The organism is Nocardioides sp. Z21_20 (assembly GCF_059766585.1).
The window spans coordinates 256,071-281,450 of sequence record NZ_JCBAJX010000002.1; the positions used below are offsets into that span (position 1 = coordinate 256,071).

Annotated in this window: 21 protein-coding genes; 7 read left to right on the forward strand and 14 right to left on the reverse strand. The window is 73.1% G+C overall.

All coding sequences use genetic code 11. From position 1 onward, the window contains the following. Positions 1–14: 14 nt before the first annotated feature. Positions 15–1,088 carry a homoserine O-acetyltransferase MetX gene (gene metX, locus AC6EH9_RS04860; RefSeq protein ID WP_498421105.1) on the reverse strand — a complete coding sequence of 358 codons (1,074 nt, stop codon included), beginning with the start codon at positions 1,086–1,088 and terminating at the stop codon, positions 15–17. A 1-nt stretch (position 1,089) separates the two neighbouring features. Further along, the gene (locus AC6EH9_RS04865; RefSeq protein ID WP_498421106.1) at positions 1,090–2,376 is read right to left on the reverse strand and encodes an O-acetylhomoserine aminocarboxypropyltransferase/cysteine synthase family protein; all 1,287 of its coding nucleotides are present in this window, start codon (positions 2,374–2,376) and stop codon (positions 1,090–1,092) included. 136 nt (positions 2,377–2,512) lie between these two features. Between AC6EH9_RS04865 and AC6EH9_RS04870 the strand changes: the two genes are divergently transcribed. Beyond that, the gene (locus AC6EH9_RS04870; RefSeq protein ID WP_498421108.1) at positions 2,513–3,709 is read left to right on the forward strand and encodes a site-specific DNA-methyltransferase; all 1,197 of its coding nucleotides are present in this window, start codon (positions 2,513–2,515) and stop codon (positions 3,707–3,709) included. Positions 3,710–3,714: 5 nt separating this feature from the next. Here the strand turns inward: AC6EH9_RS04870 and AC6EH9_RS04875 are convergent, their stop codons facing one another. Next, positions 3,715–5,112, reverse strand: a complete 1,398-nt coding sequence (locus tag AC6EH9_RS04875; RefSeq protein WP_498421110.1) for a WS/DGAT/MGAT family O-acyltransferase — start codon at positions 5,110–5,112, stop codon at positions 3,715–3,717. 249 nt (positions 5,113–5,361) lie between these two features. Between AC6EH9_RS04875 and AC6EH9_RS04880 the strand changes: the two genes are divergently transcribed. Genes AC6EH9_RS04880 through AC6EH9_RS04890 form a run of 3 tightly spaced genes read left to right on the forward strand, consistent with a single transcriptional unit; the run spans position 5,362 to position 7,912 of the window. Further along, on the forward strand, positions 5,362–5,688 hold the full coding sequence (locus AC6EH9_RS04880) for a hypothetical protein (protein WP_498421111.1): 327 nt from the start codon (positions 5,362–5,364) through the stop codon (positions 5,686–5,688). A gap of 52 nt (positions 5,689–5,740) precedes the next feature. After that, positions 5,741–6,841: an FUSC family protein gene (locus AC6EH9_RS04885; protein WP_498421112.1), complete on the forward strand. Its 1,101-nt coding sequence runs from the start codon at positions 5,741–5,743 to the stop codon at positions 6,839–6,841. A gap of 6 nt (positions 6,842–6,847) precedes the next feature. Further along, positions 6,848–7,912, forward strand: coding sequence for a DNA polymerase IV (locus AC6EH9_RS04890; protein WP_498421114.1), 1,065 nt, complete (start codon positions 6,848–6,850; stop codon positions 7,910–7,912). Between the two features lie 28 nt (positions 7,913–7,940). On the opposite strand, the gene AC6EH9_RS04895 is transcribed toward AC6EH9_RS04890, so the two are convergent. The 4 genes from AC6EH9_RS04895 to AC6EH9_RS04910 are packed head-to-tail and all read right to left on the reverse strand — an operon-like array spanning position 7,941 to position 11,553. Then, complete coding sequence (locus AC6EH9_RS04895) at positions 7,941–9,308, reverse strand: FtsX-like permease family protein (protein ID WP_498421115.1); 1,368 nt, start codon at positions 9,306–9,308, stop codon at positions 7,941–7,943. Next, positions 9,305–9,967: an ABC transporter ATP-binding protein gene (locus AC6EH9_RS04900; RefSeq protein WP_498421116.1), complete on the reverse strand. Its 663-nt coding sequence runs from the start codon at positions 9,965–9,967 to the stop codon at positions 9,305–9,307. Before AC6EH9_RS04900 ends, AC6EH9_RS04895 begins: the two co-directional genes overlap by 4 nt. Positions 9,968–9,993: 26 nt before the next feature. Then, positions 9,994–10,401: a PadR family transcriptional regulator gene (locus AC6EH9_RS04905; protein ID WP_498421685.1), complete on the reverse strand. Its 408-nt coding sequence runs from the start codon at positions 10,399–10,401 to the stop codon at positions 9,994–9,996. A 24-nt stretch (positions 10,402–10,425) separates the two neighbouring features. Further along, a complete protein-coding gene (locus AC6EH9_RS04910) occupies positions 10,426–11,553 on the reverse strand; it encodes a glutamate--cysteine ligase (protein ID WP_498421118.1) in 1,128 nt (375 codons plus the stop codon). 70 nt (positions 11,554–11,623) lie between these two features. On the opposite strand from AC6EH9_RS04910, the gene AC6EH9_RS04915 reads away from it, so the two are divergent. After that, positions 11,624–12,949: a threonine/serine exporter family protein gene (locus AC6EH9_RS04915; RefSeq protein ID WP_498421120.1), complete on the forward strand. Its 1,326-nt coding sequence runs from the start codon at positions 11,624–11,626 to the stop codon at positions 12,947–12,949. A 24-nt stretch (positions 12,950–12,973) separates the two neighbouring features. On the opposite strand, the gene AC6EH9_RS04920 is transcribed toward AC6EH9_RS04915, so the two are convergent. From AC6EH9_RS04920 to AC6EH9_RS04930, 3 genes are read right to left on the reverse strand one after another with little or no spacing between them, the layout of a single operon-like run. After that, entirely contained in the window at positions 12,974–13,483 is a 510-nt protein-coding gene (locus AC6EH9_RS04920; protein WP_498421121.1) for a DUF402 domain-containing protein, read from the reverse strand. A gap of 28 nt (positions 13,484–13,511) precedes the next feature. Next, on the reverse strand, positions 13,512–14,348 hold the full coding sequence (locus AC6EH9_RS04925; protein WP_498421123.1) for an SDR family NAD(P)-dependent oxidoreductase: 837 nt from the start codon (positions 14,346–14,348) through the stop codon (positions 13,512–13,514). Beyond that, entirely contained in the window at positions 14,345–15,844 is a 1,500-nt protein-coding gene (locus AC6EH9_RS04930) for a flavin-containing monooxygenase (RefSeq protein WP_498421125.1), read from the reverse strand. The genes AC6EH9_RS04925 and AC6EH9_RS04930 overlap by 4 nt, the downstream gene beginning before the upstream one ends. Positions 15,845–15,895: 51 nt before the next feature. Between AC6EH9_RS04930 and AC6EH9_RS04935 the strand changes: the two genes are divergently transcribed. After that, the gene (locus AC6EH9_RS04935) at positions 15,896–16,489 is read left to right on the forward strand and encodes a TetR/AcrR family transcriptional regulator (RefSeq protein WP_498421128.1); all 594 of its coding nucleotides are present in this window, start codon (positions 15,896–15,898) and stop codon (positions 16,487–16,489) included. Between the two features lie 222 nt (positions 16,490–16,711). Here AC6EH9_RS04935 and rocD read toward each other — a convergent pair whose 3' ends face one another. Genes rocD through AC6EH9_RS04955 form a run of 4 tightly spaced genes read right to left on the reverse strand, consistent with a single transcriptional unit; the run spans position 16,712 to position 21,471 of the window. Beyond that, on the reverse strand, positions 16,712–17,959 hold the full coding sequence (gene rocD, locus AC6EH9_RS04940) for an ornithine--oxo-acid transaminase (RefSeq protein ID WP_498421130.1): 1,248 nt from the start codon (positions 17,957–17,959) through the stop codon (positions 16,712–16,714). A gap of 49 nt (positions 17,960–18,008) precedes the next feature. Further along, complete coding sequence (locus AC6EH9_RS04945; protein WP_498421132.1) at positions 18,009–19,313, reverse strand: hemolysin family protein; 1,305 nt, start codon at positions 19,311–19,313, stop codon at positions 18,009–18,011. A gap of 9 nt (positions 19,314–19,322) precedes the next feature. After that, positions 19,323–20,762: a sensor histidine kinase gene (locus tag AC6EH9_RS04950; protein ID WP_498421133.1), complete on the reverse strand. Its 1,440-nt coding sequence runs from the start codon at positions 20,760–20,762 to the stop codon at positions 19,323–19,325. Position 20,763: 1 nt separating this feature from the next. Beyond that, entirely contained in the window at positions 20,764–21,471 is a 708-nt protein-coding gene (locus tag AC6EH9_RS04955) for a response regulator transcription factor (RefSeq protein WP_498421135.1), read from the reverse strand. Between the two features lie 96 nt (positions 21,472–21,567). On the opposite strand from AC6EH9_RS04955, the gene hrpA reads away from it, so the two are divergent. Further along, positions 21,568–25,365: an ATP-dependent RNA helicase HrpA gene (gene hrpA, locus AC6EH9_RS04960; protein ID WP_498421137.1), complete on the forward strand. Its 3,798-nt coding sequence runs from the start codon at positions 21,568–21,570 to the stop codon at positions 25,363–25,365. Positions 25,366–25,380: the final 15 nt, after the last annotated feature.

Sequence of the window (25,380 nt, forward strand, 5' to 3'; positions counted from 1 at the left end):
CTGACCGGTGGGGCTCAGCTGCGCAGGAACCCCGTCACCAGCTCCTGGTAGCCGGGCGCGGTCATCAGGAACGAGTCGTGTCCCCAGGGCGCGCTGATCTCGTGGCGGCGGACCGGGACGCCCCCGGCGCGCAGCGCGTCGGCGAGGCGGACCGAGTGCTCGGTGCCGAAGCGCCAGTCGGAGTCGAAGGAGATCACCAGGAACCGGGTCCCGCCGCCGGCCACCCGCTGCGCCGTCCCCGGCTCGGCGAACGGGTCGAAGTAGTCCATCACCCGGGTGAAGTACAGGTAGGACAGCGCGTCGAAGCGCTCCAGGAAGACCGAGCCCTGGTGCTCGAGGTAGGACTCGATGGCGAAGTCCACCCCGAACCCGCCGCCGAGCGCCTCGCGCTGCGGGCGGCGCCCGAAGCGCTCCTCCAGGCCCCGCTCGGACATGTAGGTCAGGTGGGCCATCATCCGGGCGATCGCCATCCCCTGGCTCGGCCCGGCGCCGTCGTCGTAGTCACCCTGCGCGAAGCCGGGGTCGCCGGTGATCGCGGCCCGGGCGACCGCGGAGAACCCGATGTTCATCGCGGTCAGCCGGCCGCTCGCGGCGACGACGACGGCGCGCTCGAGCTCGTCGGGGGCGTCGATCGCCCACTGCAGCACCTGCATCCCGCCCAGCGAGCCGCCGATCGCCGCGTGCAGGCGCCGTACGCCGAGGTGGGCGGCCAGCCGCCGGTGCACGGCGACCAGGTCGCGCATCGTGAGCTGCGGGAAGTCGAGTCCGTAGCGCCGTCCGGTGCTCGGGTCGATCGAGCGGGGACCGGTCGTCCCGCGGCAGCCGCCGAGCAGGTTGGGCGAGATCACGAAGAAGCGCTCGGTGTCCACGGGCAGGCCGGGGCCGACCATCGTGGACCACCAGTCGGCGGCGTGCGCGTCCCCGGTCAGGGCGTGGCAGACGAAGACGGCGTTCGAGCCGTCGGCGGCGAGCGTCCCGTAGGTCTCGAAGGCCACCTCGACCTCGCTCAGACACGAGCCGTCGGCGAGCACCAGCGGGTCCTCCTCGGTGAACAGGAGGACCCGCTGGCCGGCAGGGCGAAGCGGCACCTCAGCTGCTCTTGGCCAGCGCCTGCTCGAGGTCGGCGATGATGTCCTCGACGTGCTCGATGCCGATCGAGAGCCGCACCATGTCCTCGGGCACGCCGGCCGCCACCAGCTCGTCGGGGGTGAGCTGGGAGTGGGTGGTGGTGGCGTTGTGGATCGCCAGCGACTTGGCGTCGCCGATGTTGGCCAGGTGGCTGAAGAGCCCGAGCGCCTCGATGAAGGTCTTGCCGCCCTCGCGCCCGGACTTCAGGCCGAAGCTGACCAGGCCGCCGTACCCGCGCCCGGTGAAGGTGCGGTCCGCGACCTCCTTGTAGGCGCTGTCCTCGAGCCCGGGGTAGCTGACCCAGGACACCGCGTCGTGGCCCTGGAGGTACTTCGCAACGCTCAGCGCGTTCTCGCTGTGCCGCTCCATGCGCAGGTGCAGCGTCTCCAGGCCCTGCAGGAACAGCCAGGCGTTCATCGGGGTGGTCGCCGCCCCGGTGTTGCGCAGCAGCACGGTGCGGGCGCGGACGATGTAGGCGAGGTTGCCGACGGCCTCGGTCCACACCACGCCGTGGTAGGCGTCGTCGGGCGAGGTCAGCCCCGGGAAGCGCTCGGAGTGCGCGGCCCAGTCGAAGTTGCCGGAGTCGACGATGATGCCGCCGATGGAGGTGCCGTGCCCGCCGATGTACTTCGTGGCGGCGTGCACCGCGACGTCCGCGCCGAGGTCGAAGACCCGGCACAGGTACGGCGTGGGGGCGGTGTTGTCGACGATCAGCGGCAGGCCCTGGGCGTGTGCGGCGTCGGCCCAGGCGCGGATGTCGACGACGTTGATGCGCGGGTTGCCGACGGTCTCGGCGAAGACCAGCTTGGTCCGCTCGTCGACCGCGGCGGCCAGCTCCTCGGGCTTCTCGGGGTCGACGAAGCGGACCTCGATGCCGAACTGCGGCAGCGTGTGCGCGAACAGCGCGTAGGTGCCGCCGTAGAGCGTGGAGAGCGCCACGATGTTGTCGCCGGTGTAGGTCAGGTTGAGCACGGCGTACGTCGTCGCCGCGGAGCCCGAGGCGGTGGCCAGCGCGCCCACCCCGCCCTCGAGCTGGGTCATCCGCTCCTCGAAGACCGACTGGGTGGGGTTCATGATGCGGGTGTAGATGTTGCCGGGCTCGGCCAGCGAGAACAGGTTGGCGGCGTGCTCGGTGTCGTTGAAGACGTAGGACGTGGTCTGGTAGATCGGCACGGCGCGGGCGTTGGTGGCGGGGTCCGCCTCCTCCTGGCCGGCGTGCACCGCGATGGTCTCCGGGCGGTGGGTCACAAGCGACTCCTTCGTTCTGTCGGGCTGCCCGTGCAGCGTGCTCCGAAATCCCGGCGCCGAGATCGGGGTCTCACGAAGTGGTACTCGCCGCGGGCGGGCTAGGGTGCCCACCGTGCGGCGCGGCGTGGGACCAACGGTGTGGAACACCTTCATCGAGGGCGACAGCCTCGAGGTGCTGCCCACGTTGGTGGCGCAGGCGCGGACCCGCCCGGAGTCGGCCTTCGACCTGGTCTACATCGACCCGCCCTACAACACCGGCAACGACTTCGCCTACCGCGACGACTTCCGCGGGGACCGCGCCGACGGCACCCGCCGTACGACCCGGCACGCGGCGTGGACCTCGATGATGCGACCCCGCCTCGAGCTGGCCCGCGAGGTGCTCAAGCCGTCCGGGGCGATCTTCCTCAGCATCGACGACAACGAGGTGGCCCACCTGCGGCTGCTGATGGACGAGGTGTTCGGCGAGGAGAGCCTCATCGCCCAGGTGGTGGTGAGCCTGAACCCCAAGGGGCGCCAGCTCGGGCCGTTCTTCGCGACCAGCCACGAGTACCTGCTGGTCTACGCCCGCGACATCCGGCTCTGCGCGCTCGACGCCACCTCGGCGGAGACGGTGGTGGCCGCCGACTTCCCGCTCGTCGACCCCGACGGGCGGCGCTACCGTCGGCTCCCGCTGCGCAACACCAACAAGCGCTTCAACCCGGTGACGGCGCGGACCCTGCACTACCCGCTGTGGGGGGACCCGGTCAGCGGCCGGGTGGCCACCGCGCCGTTCGAGGACGCCGCCGAGATCAGGCCGGTCTTCGGCGACGGCACGCCCGCCGTGTGGCGCTGGTCGCGCCCGCTGGTCGACGAGCGCCCCGACGACCTGCTGTGCCGGGTGGTCAAGGGCCGCCTGGGCCAGCGCGTCGACGTCTTCCAGAAGGACTGGCTGCACCCGGACCGGCGCAAGAAGCTGCCGACGATCTGGCTGCCCGACGAGATCGGCTCCACCGACTCCGCGGTGGCCGAGCTCAAGGACATCGTCGGGCACGTTTTCGAGACCCCGAAGCCCACCGGGCTGCTGCGCCGGGTGGTCGCGACCATGCCGAGCGACGCCCGGGTGCTGGACTTCTTCGCCGGCAGCGGCACGACGGGGCACGCGGTGGCCCTGCTCAACGCCGAGGACGGCGGCACCCGGCACTGCACCAGCATCAACATCGCCGAGCCCACCCGGGAGGGCTCCAACGCCCGCGCGGCCGGGTTCGCCACCGTCTCGCAGATCACCCGGGCCCGGCTGCAGGCCGTGGCCGAGCGGGTCGGCGGCGGGCTCGAGGCGCACCCACCGGCCGACTGAGCCGGCTAGACGACCGCCTTCTCCAGCGCGGCGAGCTCGTCGTCGAGGTGGGCGAGCAGCCGCTGCAGCCGGGGCACCGTGCGCCGGCAGCCGGTCAGTCCGAAGCCCATCTTCCCGGCGTAGGAGGTGCAGGTGATGTTCAGGGCGATGCCGTGGATCGGGATCGACAGCGGGTAGACGCCGTCCAGCCTGGCTCCGTTGAGGTAGTGGGTATCACGGGGGCCCGGCACGTTGCTGATGATCAGGTTGAACGGCGGGCGGGTCAGCCCCTGCATGCCCAGCATCGGGGTGAGGATCGAGGGCGCCACTCCCAGCGCGCTCATCGCCAGGATCTGCAGCGGCGTCATCGAGGACAGCGCCTGCTTGCCGGTGGCCATCGAGCGGTGGATCGCGTGCAGCCGATCCGCCGGGTCGCTCAGGTCGGTGGCCAGCCCGACCATCACCGCGCCGACCGCGTTGCCGCCCTCGGCGGAGGCGCTCTGGGCCTGCTTGGCGTTCAGGCCCACCGGCACCATCGCCACCAGCGGGGTGTCGGGCAGCTCGCCCTGCTCCTTGAGGTAGCCGCGCAGGGCGCCGCTGCACATGGCGAGGACCACGTCGTTGATCGTGGTGCCGGTGGCGGCGCCGATCGCCTTCATCCGCTCGACCGGCCAGTCCTGGGCGGCGAAGCGTCGCGAGCCGGTGATCGTCTGGTTGAGGATCGTGCGGGGGGCGTAGAGGGAGAGCGCGGACGTCTCGTTGCGGATCCCGCGGTTGAGGGTGCGCAGCAGGGCGGCGGGCAGGCCGGCCGCCTCCGCGCTGATCGCGAGGCCCGAGCGCAGTGCGTGGAGCGGGACCTCGGCCAGGGTGGCCGCGGCCGGGCGCACGGCCGGCGGCCGGCTGGGCGGAGGTGCGCCCCAGGGCGGCGGCATGTCGCGGCGGTCGGGGTCGGTGCTCAGCACGCTCTGCAGCAGGCGGGTTGCCGAGACCCCGTCGACCAGGGCGTGGTGCATCTTCGTGTACATCGCGAAGCGGCCGTCGGCCAGTCCCTCGATCAGGTAGGCCTCCCACAGCGGGCGCTCCGGTGCCAGCCGCATGCCGTGCACCCGCGAGCACAGCTCGAGCAGCTCACGGATCCGGCCCGGGACGGGCAGCGCCGCGTGCCGCACGTGGTAGTCGATGTCGAACAGCTCGTCGGGGGCCCACACCCACTGCCCGGCGGTGCGCAGGGAGCGGTGCGGTCGCTTGCTGAACAGCGGGCTGATCTCGGCGACGTCGCGCATCTGCTCGTAGACGCCCGAGACGTAGTCGGGCCCGGCGCCCTCGGGGGTGGTGAAGAGCTGCAGGCCGCCTACGTGCATCGGCATGGCGCGGTTCTCCGCGAACAGGAATCCCAGCGACGTCGGGTCGAGCGGTGTGGCCACGGTGTTCCCCCCAGGTGAGCGAGCTCTGATACTGACGTGAGGTGACGCTGTTCACAAGGGCGAAAATCGGGCGGCAAGACCCAGCACGAGGTGCCGAGCGCCGTGACGCTGGCCCGCTGAGCATCCACAGGGCGCCCCGGCGTCCTCGTCCTCCACAGGCCACCGCACGGTCCGGCCACCGGGGCCGCCGGCTCCCTAGCGTGGCGGTGCGCCGGATCGGCCGGCGTGCTGAGGGCAGGAGCTGAGCAGATGAAGAGACTCATTGCGACGAGTACGGCGCTCGTGGTGCTGGCGCTGGCCGGGACCGGGGCGGCGCTGGCCGATTCCGGTCCCGGCTGGACGCCGCCCGGCGACACGATCGTGGAGATCACCGGGGACAAGGCGAACGGGTTCGAGATCCGCCACTACGACGGCACGGAGGTCTTCCCGCCCACCGACTCCGAGGCCAGGGCCGAGTGCGGGGAGTACGACACCCGGGTCCAGCGCGTGCGCTGCCGCACCGCGGTGCGGGTCTGGTACCGCGAGCTGGGCCGGATGAAGACGGCGCTGACCTGGGCGCAGCTCTCGCGCGGCTGAGCCGCTCGGAGGCCCGGTCGTGGTGGGGGATCGCTCTGGCAGGATCTGAGGCATGGAGCCGAACCCGCTCGACCGGGCCTGGAGCCGGGGCCGCACCTCGCTGCGGGCACGCCTGAAACGGCTGCGCGCCAAGTCGTGGGCGATCGCCCAGTGCGCGATCGCGGCGGGTGTCGCCTGGTTCATCGCGGCGGACCTGCTCGACCACCCGATCCCCTTCTTCGCCCCGGTGGCGGCCGTGCTCAGCCTCGGCACGTCCTACGGCCAGCGGCTTCGCCGGGTGGTCGAGGTGGCGATCGGGGTAGCGGTGGGTGTGTTCGCCGGTGACGTCCTGGTGGCGCAGGTGGGGGCCGGCTGGTGGCAGCTGACGCTGATCGTGGCGCTGGCGATGTCGGCGGCCTTCCTGCTCGACGGGGGGCAGCTGTTCGTGAACCAGGCGGCCATCCAGTCGATCGTGGTCACCACCTTGGTGCCCGACCCCGGGGCGGGGCTGATCCGGTGGACCGACGCGCTGATCGGCGGCGCCGTCGCGCTGGTCGCGGCCACCGTCGTCCCGGCGGCCCCGCTGCGGCGCCCGCGGGAGGAGGCGGCCGTGGTGGTGCGCAAGATCGCCCGGCTGCTGCGCGCCGCCGGCGAGGTGATGGTCGACGGCGAGGTCGAGCCCGCGCTCGAGCTGCTCACCGACGCCCGCTCCACCGACTACCTGATCCGCGAGCTGCAGGCTGCCGCCGACGAGGGGCTCTCGGTGGTGGCCTCCTCGCCCTTCCGGGTCCGCCACAAGGGCGACCTGCGCCGGATGGCCGACATGGTCGAGCCGCTCGACCGGGCCCTGCGCAGCACCCGGGTGCTGGTGCGCCGCACGGCGGTCGTCGCCTACCGGCGCCAACCGGTGCCGCGCTCCTACGCCAAGCTGTGCGACGAGCTCGCCGACGCGGCGCAGGAGGTGGCCGCCGAGCTGGACGCCAACCGGACGCCGGTGGGGGCGCAGGACGCCCTGCTCAAGGTCGCCGCCGGGACCGGGCAGGTGGAGCGCACCGACGAGCTGGTCATCGAGGTGGTCCTGGCTCAGATCCGCTCGGTGATCGCCGACCTGCTGCTGCTGACCGGGATGAGCCAGCTGGAGTCCACCGACGCCCTTCCGCCCCCGCGCCGGTGAGGGGTCGTGAGCGCCGTGGAGTGGGTCCTGCACGTCGACCTCGACCAGTTCATCGCCGCCGTCGAGGTGCTGCGCCACCCCGAGCTCGAGGGCCTGCCCGTGGTCGTCGGAGGCAACGGCGACCCCACTGAGCGCGGCGTCGTGGCCACCGCGTCGTACCCGGCCCGAGAGTTCGGCGTGGGGTCGGGGATGCCGCTGCGGGTGGCCGCGCGCAAGTGCCCCGACGCGGTCTTCCTGCCGGTGGACAAGGACGCCTACGAGGCGGCCTCCGCCAAGGTGATGGCCACGCTGCGTGACCTGGAGTGGGGCGGGGTGCCGGTGGTGGTGCAGGTGCTCGGCTGGGACGAGGCGTTCCTGGCCGCCGGGCCGGGCCACGGCCCGCTCGGCGAGCCGGAGGAGTTCGCGCGGCGGGTGCGCGAGGCGGTGCTCGCCGCGACCCGGCTGCACTGCTCGGTCGGGATCGGCGACAACAAGCTGCGCGCCAAGATCGCCACCGACTTCGGCAAGCCGCGCGGGACGTGGCGGCTGACCGAGGAGAACTGGTTCGCGGTGATGGGGGAGCGCGGCCCCGAGGCGCTGTGGGGGATCGGGCGCAAGACCGCCGCCCGGCTGGCGGCGATCGGGATCACCACGGTCGCCGAGCTGGCCGGCGCCGACCCCGCCGAGCTGGCCGAGCGGCTCGGCCCCACGATGGGGCCGTGGTACCGGCGGCTGGGTCGCGGTGTGGACTCCAGCCCGGTTGACGCCACGCCGTACGTGGCGAAGGCGCACGGGCGCGAGCAGACCTTCCAGCGCGACCTCGAGGACTGGGGCGAGGTCGAGCGCGAGGTCGCGGCGCTGACCCGCCGGGTCGTCGAGGACGTCGACCGGGAAGGGCGTCCGGCGGCGCGGATCGGCATCAAGGTGCGCTACCGGCCCTTCTTCACCGTGACCCGCAGCCTGACCCTGCCCGCGCCCAGCAACGACCCCGACGCGCTCGCCGCCGCGGCGCTCTCGCTGCTGGACCGGGTCGAGCGCGACCGTCCGGTCCGGCTGCTCGGGGTGCGCCTGGAGATGGTGGACCCGCGCTGAAGACCGGTGCGGCTCGCAGGCGCAGCGCTCACTCGGTCCGCAGGTTCCCTGCTGCGGTCGTGCTGAGGGTCCAGGGCCGGACCAGGCGCACCGCGGCGTGGACGGCGGCCCAGACGAGCGCGGGGAGGACGACGAGCGTGACCGCGCTGCACAGCGCCCAGCCGAGGCTGGCGGTGTCGGGGGAGGCGCCGACGACCGCGATGCCGAGCAGGGCGCCGGCCAGGGTCACCGGCACGGCGACGAGCCCGGCCTCCCACCGCTGGGCCCGCACGATCAGCTCGTCCGGCACACCCAGGGCCGACAGCCCGGCGATGGCCCGCCTGCGGTCCAGCAGCGACTCGACGGAGTGGACCGCCAGCGAGCCCACCACGGTGGCCAGGGCGAGCAGCAGTGCGAGGGCGGCCAGGACCGCGCCGACGAGGTAGTAGCCGGCGTCGTCGTCCGCCATGGTGGCGACCTCGGAGACGAAGGCGGTCCCGCCGCCGGCCACCAGGCCGACCCCGCCCAGCGCCGCGGCGGCCCGGCCGGCGGGCCGCGGGTCGGCGACCAGGCGGCGCGCGGCCAGCAGGACGTGGGCGCTGCGGGCTCGCTCGGCGACCGCCCGGCCGACCGCGTACGCCGTCCAGGGAGCGAGGCTGACCAGGCCCAGCACGAGCAGGAGCACCGCCAGCAGCGGGAGGACCGCGGCGGCCTCGGCGGACAGCGTGGTGTAGCCGAAGGTGTACCCGAGCCCGCACGCCAGCCCCGCCGCCACCAGCAGCAGGCCCCAGGGCCGCGGCCTGGGCCGAGCCGATCGCCGGGTGAGGCCGAGTGGGCTGACGACGACGCGGCGCCCGGCCAGGGCGCCGGTGCCCACCCCCAGCAGCGTCACGGCCGCGACGACGACGAGCAGCTGCCACCACGTCGGCACGACGGAGGTCGGCACGATCCGCAGCGAGAGTGTCTCCTGCCAGGCTCCGCCGTCCACGGAGCGGGTGTAGGCCAGGTTGCCGCCCAGGACCAGGCGCAGCAGCCAGTAGACGCCGATGCCGCCGAGCGCGCCGATCAGGGCCGGCACGCCGACCTCGACCGCGCCGATGCGCCGGACCTCGCCCGGCGTGGCCCCGGCCAGCCGCAGCGCCGCGAGGCGGCGCTCGCGGGCGGAGGTGCCCAGGCGGACGGCCTGGTGGAGCAGGAGCAGCGGCGCCAGGCCGAGCAGCAGGGTGCTGAGCGCGTAGCCGCCGCGGGTGCCGGGGTCGGCCACCACGTCGTAGAGATGCTCCTGGGGCTCTCCGGGCAGCGAGAGCACGGTGACGACCACGAGCAGCAGGCCGGAGACCGCGGCCGTGCACGCCGCCAGCAGCAGCGCGCGACCCCGGCCGCCGGCCAGGGCGAGCCGCAGTGCCAGGCGGGTCACTGGACCAGCCCGTCGCGCAACCGGACCTCGCGATCGGCACGTGCGGCCACCCGGTTCTCGTGGGTCACCAGGATCACGCTCGCGCCGGTGTCGCGGGCGGCGCCGAGCATGGTCTCCAGGAGCTGCTCACCTGCCACCGTGTCCAGCGCGCCGGTCGGCTCGTCGGCGAAGAGGACCTGGGGGCCGGTCACCAGAGCCCGGGCCACGGCCACCCGCTGGCACTCGCCGCCGGACAGCTCGCCGGGAAGCGCGTCGGCCAGGCCGAGCGCGCCGAGCCGCTCGAGCCAGCCCAGCCCCACCCGCTCGGCCGGTCCGCGCTCGTGTCGTTCGAGGAGCAGCGGGAGCGTGACGTTCTGCACCGCGGTCAGCTCGGGGACCAGCTGCCCGAACTGCAGCACCACCCCGAACTGGCGCCGCCGCAGCCGCGTGCGCTGCGCCTCGGGGAGGTCGTCCAACCTGGCCCCGGCGAAGCGCACCTCCCCGGACTCCGGGCGCAGGATGCCCGCCAGCGACAACAGCAGCGTCGACTTCCCGCTGCCCGAGGGGCCGGTGATCGCGACCGACTCGCCGGTCCCCACCTCCAGGCTGACGCCCCGCAGCGCCTCGGTGCGGCCGTACGCCTTGCGCACGCCGCGTGCCTCGATCAGGATCTCGCTCACGTCTGGGCCCCCGTGTCCTCGGTCGGTCACTGTCTGTTCTGCTGGCTCTGGGTGGTCTGCTCGGTGACCCGCTCGGCGGCCGTCTCCAGCCACCTCAGGTCCGCGTCCAGGTGGAACACCGTGTGGTCGACGGCGATCCGTCCGGCCGGGTCGGTGGTCGCGCGCTGCAGCGCCAGCAGCTCGCGCATCCGGGTCAGGTGGACCGCGCGCTGGCGCCGCAGGAAGGCGCCCGCGTCCGCCCCCAGCCTCAGCGCGGTGACGGTCTTGCGCACCAGCTCGTCGGCGGCGTACGGGCCGGCCGGCTCGCTGGTCGCCAGCCAGGCATGCAGCTCGGTGCGCCCCGCCTCGGTCAGCGCGTAGACCGTCCGGGTCGGCCCGGCGTCCTGCGCCGTCTCCAGCACCTCGACCCAGCCGTCGCGCTCGAGCCGCTGCAGGGAGGCGTGGGAGGAGCGGCGGCCTCAGAGGCTGGCGCGCAGCTCGGCCACCACCGAGTCGACGACCGCGACCAGGTCGCCGTCGTGCGCGGCGGCCACCGCCCGCTGACGCTGGTACGACGCGCCGCGGCGCGGGATCTCGGCGACCGCGCGCAGCTCGTCGGCGCAGCCCAGGCGCCGCGCCACCGGGGTGAGCCGCTCGAGCAGGTCGTCGAGGTCCTCGGTGATCAGCCGCTCATGGGAGTCGGCGTCGAGGATGATGATCGCGTCCAGCCCGTAGCGGGCGGCGCGCCACTTGTTCTCCTGCACGTGCCACGGCGGCATCACCGGCAGCGTCTCGCCGGCGGCCAGCCGGGTGTCGAGGTCGACGACCAGGCAGTGCATCAGCGCGGTCAGGGCGGCGAGCTCGCCGATGTCGGAGATGCCGTCGCAGACCCGGTTCTCGAGCGTGCCCAGGTGCGGCGCCGGGCGCATGTCCCAGCGGATCTCCGAGAGGTCCTCGATCACCCCGGTGGTCAGCTGGTCGTGGGCGAACGCCTCGAACTCCGACCAGCGCTGGAACTGGAAGGGCAGCCCGGCGGTCGGCAGCTGCTGGAACATCAGCGCCCGGTTCGAGGCGTAGCCGGTGTCGGTGCCCGACCACACCGGCGAGGAGGCCGAGAGCGCCTGCAGGTGCGGGTAGTAGTTGAGCAGCGACGAGAGCACCGGCATCACCCGGTCGCGCTCGGGCAGGCCGACGTGCACGTGCACGCCCCAGATCAGCATCTGTCGCCCCCACCACTGGGTGCGGTTGATCAGCTCCTCGTAGCGGTGACCCGGGGTGAGCTGCTGGCCCGACCAGGTGCCGAAGGGGTGGGTGCCGGCGCCGAACAGGTCGACGCCGAGGTCGTCGGCGGCGGGCAGCACCGCCGCGAGGGACTGGCGCAGGTCGGCCATCGCATCGCCGACGGTGTCGCAGATCCCGGTGACCAGCTCGATGGTGTTGCGCAGCAGCTCCTTGTGGAGCCGCTCGGGGTTCTCGTGGCGCGGGCGCGCCGCGTCGAGCAGCTCCGAGGCGGTGTTGCTCAGGTCGCGGGTCTGCTTGTCGACCAGGGCCAGCTCCCACTCCACCCCGAGGGTCGGCCGGGGGGAGCCGTGGAAGTCGATCCGCACGAGGCCAGCCAAGCACATGGGGGAAGGAGTCGTTTTGAGTGCCCCCGCCAGCGCCTGCCACCATGCGTTCATGCCTGAGGCGCGCGTACTGAACCTGACGCTCGATTTCTGCCTGCGGGTGGGCGAGCTGCTGCTGTCCTCGGGCGCCGGAGCCGCCGATGTGACCGCCACCATGCAGTCCCTGGCCCGGCATCTGGGCGTGCGTCACCCCGATCTGGATGTGACGTTCACCTCCCTGTCGATGTCCTACCAGCCGAACCCGGAGGACCCGCCGCTGGTGCTGATCCGCCAGGTCAAGCAGCGCGACATCGACTACGAGGACCTCACCCTGGTCGACCACCTGGTGCGCGACGTGCTCACCGACAAGGTCGACCTGATCGAGGGCCGCGCGCGGCTGGCCCGGATCTTCAGCTCCGGCCACGGCACCCCGCGGTGGGCGGTCACGCTGGGCTGGGGCCTGATGTGCGCCGGCGTCGCGATCATGCTCGGCGGGAACCTGCTGGTGGTGGTGAGCGCCTTCCTCGCCGCCGCGGTCATCGACCGGCTGCAGCAGCAGCTGGCCCGGCACCGGCTGCCGTTCTTCTACCAGCAGATCGCCGGCGGTTTCGTGGCCACCGTGCTGGCCGCCCTGGCGGCGGCCACGCCCCTGGACGTGGACCCCTCCCTGGTGGTGACCGCGAACATCATCATGCTGCTCGCCGGCATCGGCTTCATGGGCGCGCTGCAGGACGCGCTGACCGGGTTCTACGTCACCGCCGGCGCCCGCATCACCGAGGCGCTGCTCTCCACCGCGGGCATCATCGCGGGGGTCAGCGGCGGGCTCACCCTGGCCGGGCTCGCCGGCGTCCAGGTCGGCCGGATCGAGAGCCCGGTGCTCACCTGGCAGACGATCGGGATGGTCGCCTTCGGCAGCGCGCTGTGCGCCTCGGCGTTCGCCTTCGCCTCCTACGCGCCGCGTCGCTCGCTGATCCCGATCGCGGTGATCGCCGGGCTCGCGGCGCTGATCGCGCAGGGGCTGGCGATGCAGGGGCTCGGCCGGGCCTGGGGCACCGCCACCGCGGCGTTCTTCATCGGCCTGGTCGCCTACGCCGTCTCGGGTCGCGTCCTGGTCCCGCCGCTGGTGGTGGTCGTCTCCGCCGTCGTGCCGATGCTGCCCGGCCTGTCGATCTACCGCGGCCTGTCGCTGCTCACCGAGGGCGGCTTCCAGACCTCGGCGGGGCTGCTGGCCCTGATCACCGCCGCCTCGGTGGCGATCTCGCTGGCCTCCGGGGTGATCCTCGGCGAGTACGTCGCGCAGCCGCTCAAGCGGGAGGCGCGGCGCCTGGAGAGCCGGCTCGCGGGTCCCCGCCTGGTGGGGCCGCTGCGGGTGCGCACCGTCCGCAAGCGCGCGAGCTGAGCGGCCCCCGGGGGACGGCGGTCGCTACAGCGCGGCGAGCCGGTCCAGCCAGATCTCGGCGCTGCCGTCGTACGGCGCGGCCCGCCGGGTCAGCGCCGCGCGGACCTGCTCGCAGCTGCGCGAGGCGGCCGCGATCAGGTCGTCGGAGTACCCCAGCAAGGTGCGGTGCTGGGCGAACTCGTCCTCGTCGTCGACCCACACCCGCCCGGTGACGCCGCGCACCACGTCGAGGTCGAGGTCGACGGCGCCGACGGTGGGCCCGTCCCAGAACGGCGGCGTGGTGATGTCGACGTAGACGTCGACCACCCCGCCGGGGCCGTGGAACGTCGAGACCGCCCACTGCTCCTCGGGCAGCCAGACCACCTGGTCGACCGGGGCGACGTACTCCGCCCCGGGACGCGACATCGGGGTGCCCGCGCGGACCCCCACCCAGTCGCCGAACTCGTCGGCGCCGAGGAAGACCGCCTGGTAGGCCCAGTGCGGCGCGTCGCGCCACTTGGTCATCACGACGTCGACCGGAGTCCCTGGATGCATGCCCAGGTGTGCCCGCTCCCGGGCCGGCTCACACCACCTTGGCGGGAAGCACCCGTTTGCCGACCCGGGCCACGACGTCCTGGTAGCGCGAGCCCAGCACCCGGCCCAGCTGGTGCAGCGCATGGGCGTCGGCGCCGACGAGCACTCTGGCCTTGTCGGCGAGGATCCCCGCGACGATGATCTCGGCGGCCCGCTCGGGGGTCATCCGGGCCAGCTTCTCGTCGAAGAACCGGGCGGTGGCGCTCTGGTCCTCGGCCGCGCTGACCCGCGCGCTGCGGGCGATCGCGGTCTTGATCCCGCCGGGGTGGACGGCCGTCACCGCCACCCGGTGCCCGGCGATCAGCATCTCCTGGCGCAGCGACTCGGTGAACCCGCGCACGGCGTACTTGGTGGCGTTGTAGGCGCTCTGCCCGGGCATCGAGACCAGGCCGAAGAGCGAGGAGAGGTTCACGACGTGGCCGTCGCCGGAGGCGATCAGGTGGGGGAGGAACTCCTTGGTCCCGTGCACCACGCCCCAGAAGTTGATGTCCAGGATCCAGGCCATGTCGGCGTAGTCCAGGTCGGTGACGTCCCCGGCCAGGGCGACCCCGGCGTTGTTCACCACGACGTTGACCCGGCCGTAGTGCGCCACCACCGCGCGGGCGTAGGCCGCGAACGCGTCGCGGTCGGAGACGTCGAGCCGGGCGCTGTGCACGGCCGGGGCGCGCTCGGCCTCGAGCAGCTCGACGGTGCGGGCCAGCCCGGCCTCGTCGACGTCGGAGAGCGCGAGCAGCGCGCCGCGGCGGGCGGTCTCGAGCGCGAGCGCGCGGCCGATCCCGGAGCCGGCGCCGGTGATCACGACGACCTTGCCATCGAGTGTCTTCATGCCAGGTAGGCCTCTCGGTCGGTGCGGACGGGGGCCTGCACGCCGTACGCCGCGACGTCGAAGCGGCGCAGCTGGCGGCGGAAGGTGAAGGTGGACTTGGGCCACAGGGTGACGTTGCGTCCGTGGTCGTCGAGGTACCAGCTGGCACATCCGCCGGCGCTCCACACGGTGCGCTTCATCCGGCGCTGCAGGTCGTCGTTCCAGCTGCGCTGCGCCCGGGCCAGCGGCTCGACGGTGTCGTAGCGGTTGAGTCGCATGGTCCGGATCGCGTCGCAGATGTAGGCGATCTGCGATTCGATCACGAAGACCATGCTGGAGTGGCCCAGGCCGGTGTTGGGCCCGACCACCAGGAACAGGTTGGGGAAGCCGTGCACGGTGGTGCCCTTGTAGGCCGCCATCCCCTCCTCGGCCCACACCTGGGCCAGGGTGCGCCCGTCCCGGCCGGTGATCACCTCCGAGATCGGCAGGTCGGTGGTGTGGAAGCCGGTGGCCACGATCAGGACGTCGATCTCGCGCTCGGTCCCGTCGCGCCCGATGATCGAGGTCGGGGTGATCCGCTCGATCCCGTCGGTGACCAGCTCGGTGTTGTCCGCGTCGAGGGCGGGGTACCAGGCGTTGGAGATCAGGATGCGCTTGCAGCCGATCGCGTAGTCGGGGGTGACCTTGCGGCGTAGCTCGGGGTCGGTGACGCCGCGGGCGATGTTGGCCAGCGCCAGCTTCTTGGCCGGCAGCGCGATCCGGGGGTCGATCGTGAAGGCGGGCACGTAGAGCTCGCGTCCCCAGTAGATCGCCGTGCGGTAGAGCTTCTGGAGCGCCGGGACGTGCTGGAACAGCAGCCGCTCGGCGCGGGTGTAGCGCCGGTCGTTGCGCGGGATCACCCACGGTGCGGTGCGCTGGTAGACGTCGAGGTGGCCGGCCACCTTCTGCACCTCGGGCACGATCTGGATCGCCGAGGCGCCGGTGCCGATGACCGCGACCCGCTTGCCCGTCAGGTCCACGTCGTGGTTCCAGTCCGCGGAGTGGAAGACCTCCCCGGCGAAGGACTCGATGCCGTCGATGTCGGGCAGCTTGGGCTCGGAGAGGCCGCCGGCCGCGCTGATCACGTGGCGCGCGCTCCACGCGCCGTCGCTGGTGGCGACCTGCCAGCGCTGGGTCGTCTCGTCGTAGGTCACGGCCTGCACGGTGGTGTCGAACCGGAAGCGGTCCAGCACCCCCGACTCGCCCGCCACCCGGCGGATGTAGGCCTGGATCTCCGGCTGCGGCGAGAACGACATCGACCAGTCGGGGTTGGGCGCGAACGAGAACGAGTAGAGCTGGCTCGGCACGTCGCACGCGGCGCCGGGATAGGTGTTGGCGCGCCAGGTGCCGCCGACGTCGCTGCCCTTCTCGATGACGACGAAGTCGTCCTCGCCCTGCTCGGCGAGCTTGATCGCCGTGCCGAGGCCGCCGAAGCCGGCGCCGATGACGAGGTGGTCGACGTGCTGGAGGTCGGTCATGGGGCGTCACGCTAGTGGCGTTATTGAAAATCCGTCAATAGGATGGATCCCGTGACCGCGCCCACACGCACCCGCCTGTCCAAGGAAGACCGACGCGCCCAGCTGCTCGACCTCGGCGTGCGGCTGCTGGCCACCCGCTCGCTCGACGAGATCTCCATCGACGTGCTCGCCGAGGAGGCCGGCATCTCGCGCGGGCTGCTCTACCACTACTTCGGCAACAAGCACGACTTCCACCGGGCCGTCGTACGACGCGCGGCCGACGACCTGATCGCCACCACCGCGCCGCCCGCGACCGGGGACCCGCTGGAGCGCCTGCTCACCTCGATCGCCGGGTACGTCGACTACGTCGAGGCCAACTACCAGGGCTACCTGTCGCTGGTGAAGGGCGCGGCCAGCGGCGACCAGGCGCTGCGCGAGATCTACGAGGAGGCACGCTCGGCGCTGACCGATCGGATCTTCGCCGAGGACGCCGAGGGCGTGATCGTCCCCGACACGCCCGCCGCCCGGCTGATGGTCCGGGGCTGGTCGGCGATGACCGAGGAGCTGGTGCTCACCTGGGCCGTGGACCGGCGCGGAGTCAGCCGCGAGGAGCTGCTCGGCGCCCTGGCCGGGTCGCTGCCGGCGCTGGTGGAGGTGCTGCACTGACCGGGGCCGAGGGAAGCTGGGGAGACGGCACCGCCCGCACCGTCGGCGCACGGGGACGTGGACGGGGCGGGCGGGCTCGGATGGACTCCGGGAGCTCCGAGGTGGTCCCACACGAGCGGGAGACGCGAGGGGCCTCGGTGGGCCAGGTGTCCGACCGGCTCCACGGTGCCGCAGAGCGGACGGTTCCGGGCCCCGACCGGGGGCGATATACCGAATTTTCGTCTAACCGGCGCTGACCACGGCCTCGAGCTGGTCCAGGCCCCAGTGCAGGTCGGCCTCGTCGATCATCAGCGGCGGCGCGAGCCGGATCGTCGAGCCGTGGGTGTCCTTGGCCAGGACGCCGCGCGCCATCAGCGCCTCGCACACCGCCCGCCCGGTGCCGACCGACGGGTCGATGTCGACCCCGGCCCACAGGCCGCGGGTGCGCACGCCGACGACGCCGTGGCCGCGCATCGCCTTGAGCCGGTCGTGCAGCACCTTGCCGAGCTCGCTCGCGCGCTCCTGGTACTCGCCGCCTGCCAGCAGGCCGACCACGGCCCGGCCGACCGCGCAGGCCAGCGCGTTGCCCCCGAACGTGCTGCCGTGCTGTCCGGGGTGCAGCACACCGAGCACGTGCCGGTCGGCCACCACGGCCGAGACCGGGACGATGCCGCCGCCCAGTGCCTTGCCCAGGATGTACATGTCGGGGACGACGTCCTCGTGGTCGCAGGCGAACGTGCGCCCGGTGCGGCCCAGGCCGGCCTGGATCTCGTCGGCGGCGAAGAGGATCCCGGCGCGCGTGCAGGCCTGGCGCACACCGCGCAGGTAGCCGTCGGGCGGGATGACCACGCCGCCCTCGCCCTGGATGGGCTCGATCAGCACCGCGACCGTCTTCGGGGTGATCGCGGCCTCGAGCGCGGCGAGGTCGCCGAAGGGCACCATCCGGAAGCCCGGCGCGAAGGGGCCGAAGCCGCCGCGTGCCTCGGGGTCGTCGGAGAAGCCGACGATGGTCGTGGTCCGGCCGTGGAAGTTGCCCGAGGCGACGATGATCTCGGCGCGGTCGGGGGTCACGCCCTTGACGTCGTAGCCCCACTTGCGGGCGACCTTGATGGCGGTCTCCACGGCCTCGGCGCCGGTGTTCATCGGCAGCACCAGCTCCTTGCCGGCGAGGTCGCCGAGCTCGGCGCAGAAGGCGCCGAACTGGTCGTGGACGAAGGCGCGGCTGGTCAGGGTGAGCCGGTCGAGCTGCTCGTGCGCGGCGCGCAGCAGGTCCGGATGCCCGTGGCCGAAGTTCAGCGCCGAGTAGCCGGCCAGCAGGTCCAGGAAGCGGTTGCCGTCGACATCGGTCATCCAGGCACCCTCGGCGCTGGCCACCACCACCGGGAGGGGGTGGTAGTTGTGCGCCGTGCGCGCCTCGGCCTCCTCGACGAGGGCGGGCCCCCGCGGCGTGGCAGCCTCGTGCATGGGAACGGTGTCGACGGATGCCGTCATGGTGTCGCCTCCTCGATGGTGCCGGGTGTCGGCGAAGATTGTCCGACAATCACTCTGCTGGCAGCGTAACGCGAGGGCCCTCGTCGTCGGCGACCCGCACTGCGATCCTGCTCACGTGGTGGTGCTCCACCCCCTGGACCACCAGCTCGCGGCCCTCCACCTCCACCCGGTCGCCGGGCTCGGCCAGGCGCCCCAGCCGGGCCACCACGAAGCCCGAGGCGGTCTCGTAGGGCCCCTCGGGCAGGTCCACCCCGGTCTGCTCAGCGAACTCCTCCAGGGACAGCATCGCGTCGACCACGGCGACCCCGTCGCGCACCACGCTGGCGGCGGGCGCGGGCGCGTCGTACTCGTCGCGGATGTCGCCGACCAGCTCCTCGACCAGGTCCTCGAGGGTGACGATCCCGTCCGTGCCGCCGTACTCGTCGACCACGAGCGCGATGTGCACCTCCTCGGCGCGCAGCCGGCTCAACGAGGGGATCAGCCGGTTGGTGCCCGGCAGCCGGACGATGGGGCGGGCCAGCTCGGCCACGGTGGCGGACGGGGCGGCGTCGAGCAGGTCGCGCACGTGCAGGAAGCCCCGGACGTCGTCGAAGCCCTCGCCGGTCACCGGGTAGCGCGAGTACGGGCTGGCGCGCACCACCTCGACGGCCTCGCGCACGGTCGCGTCCGCGGGCAGGAACGTCACCTCCCGGCGCGGGCGCATCACCTCGGTGAGGCGGCGCCCACCGGCGTCGAAGACGTCGTCGAGGATGCGCCGCTCGTCGGGGGTGAGGTCCTCGTGGGAGATGACCAGCTGGCGCAGCTCCTCGGAGGTGATCCGCTCGGTGCCGGCCTCCGGGTCGCCGCCCAGCAGCCGGACCACGGCGTTCGTCGAGGCCGACAGCGTCCAGATCACCGGGCGCATCACGGTGGCCACCCGGTCCAGCGGCGGGGCGACCAGCAGCGCGGTCCCCATGGAGCGCTGCAGGGCCAGGCGCTTGGGCACCAGCTCTCCGAGGACCAGCGAGAGGTAGGCGATGGCCAACGTGAGAGCGACCAGCGCCAGGGTGGGCGCGAGCACCTCGGGCACCCCGAGCGCCTCGAGCGCCGGCTCGAAGTCCGGAGCCAGCCGCGACGCGCCGTACGCCGCGGACAGGAACCCCATCACCGTCACGCCGACCTGGACGGTGGCCAGGAAGCGGTTGGGGTCGCGGGCCACCCGGGCCACCCGGGCGCCGCGCGGGCCCTGGGCCTCGAGGCGGCGGATCTGGCCCTCGCGCAGGGAGACCAGGGCCATCTCGGTGCCCGCGAAGACGCCGCCCATCAGGACGAAGGCGATCACCAAGACGATGTTCAGCCAGGTGTCCTGGTCCATGCCTCCAACCTAGCCCGGCGCGGCCGGCAGTCGGACCGTGAACGTGGTGGCGCCGGGGCGGCTGTGCAGGCTCACCTCGCCGCCGTGCGCGGCCGCGATCGCCTTGACCAGCGCCAGCCCGAGTCCGGTGCCTCCCTCGGCGGCGCCGCGGGTGCGGGCGCTGTCGCCGCGGGCGAACCGCTCGAACTCCTTGCCGCGCAGCTCGGGCGGCAGGCCGGGTCCGTCGTCGTGCACGACGATCTCGCCGGGGCGCGCGCTGACGGTGACGGTGGTGCCGGCCGGGGTGTGCTTGCGGGCATTGGTGAGCAGGTTGCTGACCAGCTGGTGCAGGCGCTGCTCGTCGCCGCAGACCTGCAGGGCCTCCTCGGGCAGGTCGAGGCGCCACCGGTGGTCGGGGGCGAGCACCCGGGCGTCCGCCACCGTCTCGAGCAGCAGCCGGGTCAGGTCCACCGGCCGGCGCTCCAGCGGGCGGCCGGCGTCGAGGCGGGCCAGCAGCAGCAGGTCCTCCACCAGGGCGGTCATCCGCGCCGCCTCGGCCTCCACCTTGTCCAGCGCCGTCCCGGTCATCGCCGGGTCGTCGGGGCGCCGCCGGGCGAGCTCGGCGTAGCCCTTGATGGTGGCCAGCGGGGTGCGCAGCTCGTGCGAGGCGTCGGCGACGAACTGGCGGACCTGCTGCTCGCTGCGCTGGCGCGCGGCCAGCGACGACTCGACGTGGCTGAGCAGCGTGTTGAGCGCGGCGCCCACCCGGCCCACCTCGGTGCGCTCGTCGGTGAGGTGCTCGGGCACCCGCTCGGTGAGCTCGATGTCGCCCGAGGCCAGCGGCAGCTGCGCGACGTGGCGGGCGGTGCCGGCCACCTCGCGCAACGGGCGCAGCTGGCGGCGTACGACGACCAGGCCGGCGCCGCCGGCGGCGAGGACGCCCAGCAGGGTCAGCGCCAGCTCCCACCAGATCAGGCTGGCCACGGTGGCGTCGACGTCGGCGGAGGGCAGACCGGTGACGAGCACGCCCTCCTGGACCCCCGAGCCCGCCGCGTAGCGGGTGGCCTCCATCGCCGTCACCCGGTAGGACCCCTGCCCCTCCACGTCCACGGCGTGCACCTCGCCGTCGACCGGCACCTCCGCCAGCCGGTCCAGGGCGTCGGCCGCCAGCGTCTGCGGGTCGCCGCGGCGGTCGGTGAGGATCTCGCCCTCGCCGGCCCCGTCCCCGGGCAGGAAGGCGTTGAGCGTCCCGGGCGGCTGGTTGCGCCGTTCGAACTCGTCGGGGGAGCCCGGGGGACCGCCCGGCGCGGTGAGCGCGTCCACCGACGCCAGCACGTCGCCGTCGAGCTGGCCGGTCAGGTAGGAGCGCATCGCCACGGTGGTGGCGGAGCCGATCAGCAGGCAGACCACCGCGACCAGGGCCACCAGGGTGACGACCAGGCGCGCGGTCAGCGACGCGGGCCGGCCCACCTCAGGCCGGCTTCAACACGTAGCCGGCGCCGCGCATGGTGTGGATCATCGGCGGGCGCCCCGCGTCGATCTTCTTGCGCAGGTAGGACACGTACAGCTCGACGACGTTGGCCTGCCCGCCGAAGTCGTAGTTCCACACCCGGTCCAGGATCTGGGCCTTGCTCAACACCCGGCGCGGGTTGCGCATCAGGAAGCGCAGCAGCTCGAACTCGGTCGCGGTCAGCTTGATCTCGTCGCCGCCGCGGAACACCTCGTGGGTGTCCTCGTCCAGGGTCAGGTCGCCCACGGTGAGCACCGAGGACGACTCGCTGCGCTGGGCGCCGGCGCGCCGCATCAGCCCCCGCAGCCGGGCCACCAGCTCCTCGAGCGAGAACGGCTTGGTGACGTAGTCGTCGCCGCCGGCGGTGAGCCCGGCGACCCGGTCCTCGACCGCGTCGCGGGCGGTCAGGAAGACCACCGGGACGTCGGGCAGTGTGGCGCGCAGGCGGCGCAGCACCTCCATCCCGTCGAAGTCGGGAAGCATGATGTCGAGGACCACGGCATCGGGGCGGAACTCCTTGGCCACGCTCACCGCCTGCGCGCCGGTGTGCGCCATCCGCACCTCCCAGCCCTCGTAGCGCAGCGCCATCGCCACCAGCTCGGCGATGTTCACCTCGTCGTCGACGACGAGGATGCGCAGCGGGCTCCCGTCCGGCCTGGTCAGGTCCATGACTCCATCTTGCGCGCGAAGTCTGTGGATGTCCTGTGCCCCGGCTGTGCGTCCGATTCGCCGGCGTTTCCGCGACCCGGGCACAATGAGCGCGTTGTGGACATTCATTTCCCGCCCGAGCTCCCGGTCACCCAGCGCCGCGAGGACATCGCCGCCGCCATCCGCGACCACCAGGTCGTCATCGTCGCGGGCGAGACCGGGTCGGGGAAGACCACCCAGCTGCCCAAGATCTGCCTCGAGCTGGGGCGCGGCGACCGGGCCGCCGGCGGCAAGCTGATCGGCCACACCCAGCCGCGCCGGATCGCGGCGCGGTCGGTGGCCGAGCGGATCGCCAGCGAGCTCGGCAGCGAGCTCGGCGACCTGGTCGGCTACCAGGTCCGCTTCACCGACCGGACCTCGCGCAGCAGCCGGGTCAAGCTGATGACCGACGGCATCCTGCTCGCCGAGCTGCAGCGCGACCGGATGCTGCGCAAGTACGACACGATCATCATCGACGAGGCCCACGAGCGCAGCCTCAACATCGACTTCCTGCTGGGCTACCTCAAGCGGCTGCTGCCCAAGCGGCCCGACCTCAAGCTCATCATCACCTCCGCGACCATCGACCCCGAGCGGTTCGCGCAGCACTTCTGCGAGCGCGACGGCCGGCCCGCCCCGATCATCGAGGTCTCCGGGCGCACCTACCCCGTCGAGGTCCGCTACCGGCCGCTGATCGAGCTGCCGGAGGAGGACGAGGAGGGCGAGGCGGTCGTCCGCGACCAGACCGACGCCATCGTGGACGCGGTCAAGGAGCTCTCCGCGGAGGGCCCCGGCGACATCCTGGTCTTCCTGCCCGGGGAGCGGGAGATCCGCGACACCGCCGACGTGCTCAACGAGCTCGCCGGCAGCGGCGGGAGGGGGCTGGAGGTCGTGCCGCTCTACTCGCGGCTCTCGGCCGCCGAGCAGCACCGGGTCTTCTCCCCGCACACCGCCGGGCGCCGGGTGGTGCTGGCCACCAACGTCGCGGAGACGTCGCTGACCGTGCCGGGCATCCGCTACGTCGTGGACTCCGGCGTCGCCCGGATCAGCCGTTACTCCGCGCGCACCAAGGTCCAGCGGCTGCCGATCGAGCCGATCAGCCAGGCCTCGGCCAACCAGCGCTCGGGGCGCTGCGGACGCGTCGAGGCGGGGATCGCGATCCGGCTCTACTCCGAGGAGGACTTCGAGGCTCGCCCGGAGTTCACCGACCCCGAGATCCTGCGCACCAACCTGGCCAGCGTGATCCTGCAGATGGCCTCGCTGGGTCTCGGCGAGGTCGCCCGCTTCCCGTTCGTGGAGCCCCCCGACCGGCGCAACATCACCGCCGGCACCCAGCTGCTCGAGGAGCTCGGCGCGGTCGGTGCGGACCGGCAGGGTCCCGCCGCACCCGGCGTCCGTCTCACCCGGGTGGGCAAGCGCCTGGCCCGGCTGCCGATCGACCCGCGGCTGGGCCGGATGATCCTCGAGGCCGAGCGGCTCGGCTGCGTGCGCGAGGTGCTGGTGATCGCCTCGGCGCTGTCGCTGCAGGACCCCCGCGAGCGGCCGGCCGAGCTCAAGGCGCAGGCCGACCAGCAGCACGCCCGGTTCAAGGCCGAGGACAGCGACTTCCTGACCTGGCTGAACCTGTGGCGCTACCTCAAGGACCAGCAGCGCGAGCTCTCCTCGAGCGCGTTCCGGCGGATGTGCCGCAAGGAGTTCCTCAACTACCTGCGGGTCCGGGAGTGGCAGGACTTCGAGTCCCAGCTGCGCCAGGTGTGCAAGGAGATGGGCATCGAGCTGGGCCACCCCGCGGACGTGCCCGACGCCGACGGCATCCACCAGGCCCTGCTCTCGGGGCTGCTCTCGCACATCGGCCTGCTCGAGGAGCGGGACAAGGCCAAGCCCGGCCGATCGGGGGAGCGGCGCGCGATGCGCGAGTACCTCGGCGCGCGAGGAGCCCGGTTCGCGATCTTCCCCGGCAGCGGGCTGGCCCGGAAGAGCCCGCAGTTCCTGATGGCCGGCGAGCTGGTGGAGACCAGCCGGCTGTGGGCGCGCCAGAACGCCGCCATCAAGCCGGAGTGGGCCGAGCGGCTGGGCAAGGACCTGGTCAAGCGCTCCTACTCCGAGCCGCACTGGTCGCAGAAGCGGGCCGCGGTGATGGCCCACGAGCGGGTCACGCTGTACGGCGTGCCGCTGGTCGCCGACCGGCTGATCAACTACGGCGCGGTCGACCCCGAGCTGAGCCGCGAGCTGTTCATCCGCCACGCCCTGGTGTACGGCGAGTGGAGCACCCGGCACCGCTTCTACGCCGAGAACCTCCGGCTGCTCGAGGAGGCCTCCGAGCTCGAGCACCGGGCCCGGCGCCGCGACATCGTCGTCGACGAGCACACGCTCTTCGACTTCTACGACGCGCGGGTGGGCAAGGAGGTGGTCAGCGGGGCGCACTTCGACCAGTGGTGGAAGCACGAGCGCCAGCAGCGGCCCGACCTGCTCACCTTCGACCCCGACATGCTCACCCACGACACCGCCGAGGAGATCCGGGCGGCCGACTACCCCGAGTACTGGCACGCCGAGGGGCTGACCTTCCCGATCAGCTACCACTTCGAGCCCGGCGCGGCCGACGACGGCCTCACCATCGACGTCCCGCTGGCCACCCTCAACCAGGTCGGCGCCGAGGACTTCTCCTGGGTGGTGCCCGGGGTCCGCGAGGAGCTCGTCACCAGCCTGATCCGCAGCCTGCCCAAGCAGCTGCGGGTCAACTTCGTGCCCGCGCCCAACCACGCCCGCGACTTCCTGGCCAAGGTCCCGGCGGGGGAGGAGCCGCTGCTGGACGCGCTGGAGCGCCACTTCCGCGCCACCACCGGCGTGGTGGTGCCGCGCGAGGCCTGGGACTGGTCCAAGGTCCCCGACCACCTCAAGCCGATCTTCCGCGTCGTCGACGAGGCGGGGGAGGTCGTCGCCCAGGGCAAGGACCTGGAGGCGCTGAAGGCGCCGCTGCGCCCGACCTTCGACCAGGCGATGAAGGAGGTCGCCTCGGACTCCGGGGTCACGGCCTCGGGCCAGACCGGCTGGACCTTCGGCACCATCGAGCGCTCGTTCACCCAGAAGCGCGCGGGCCACGAGGTGCGCGGCTTCCCCGCGCTGGTCGACGAGGGCGCAGGCGTCGGGCTCGGCGTGTTCGGCTCGGCCGAGGAGCAGGAGGCGCGCCACCGGCTGGGTGTGCGCCGGCTGCTCGCGCTGGAGACCCGCTCGCCGGTCAAGGCGGTGCTCGACTCGCTCACCAACGCCGAGAAGCTGGCCCTGGCCGGCTCGCCGTACCCGACGGTGGCCGAGCTGCTCGAGGACTGCCGTGCGGCGGTGCTCGCCGCGGTCGTCGACGCGCGGCCGGCCGTGCGCGACCAGGCGTCGTACGACGCGCTGCGCGCGGCCGCCGACGCCGACGCCGAGGCGCACCTGCGCGCGGTGATGCAGGACGTGATCCGGGTGCTCCAGGGGTGGCGCCGGGTGGACCGGGCGCTGAGCGGGCGTGCGGACATGTACCAGCTGCCGGCCCTCTCCGACATGCAGGCGCAGCTGGGGCGGCTGGTGCACCGGGGCTTCGTCGGCGAGGCCGGCGTCACCCAGCTGCGCCACTACCCGCGCTACCTCCAGGCCATGGAGTACCGCCGTGAGCGGCTCGAGGGCCAGGTCGCGCGCGACCGGCAGCTGATGGACCAGATCCAGGAGCTGCAGGAGGCCTACCTGCACCGGCTCGAGGCGCTGCCCGCCGGGCGGCCGCCGGACGCGGCGCTGCGCCAGGTGCGCTGGCTGCTCGAGGAGTACCGGGTCTCGCTGTGGGCCCAGCACCTCGGCACCGCGGTGCCGGTGAGCGACGCGAGAATCCGCAAGGCCCTGGGCTGAGCCGTAGGCTGGAGC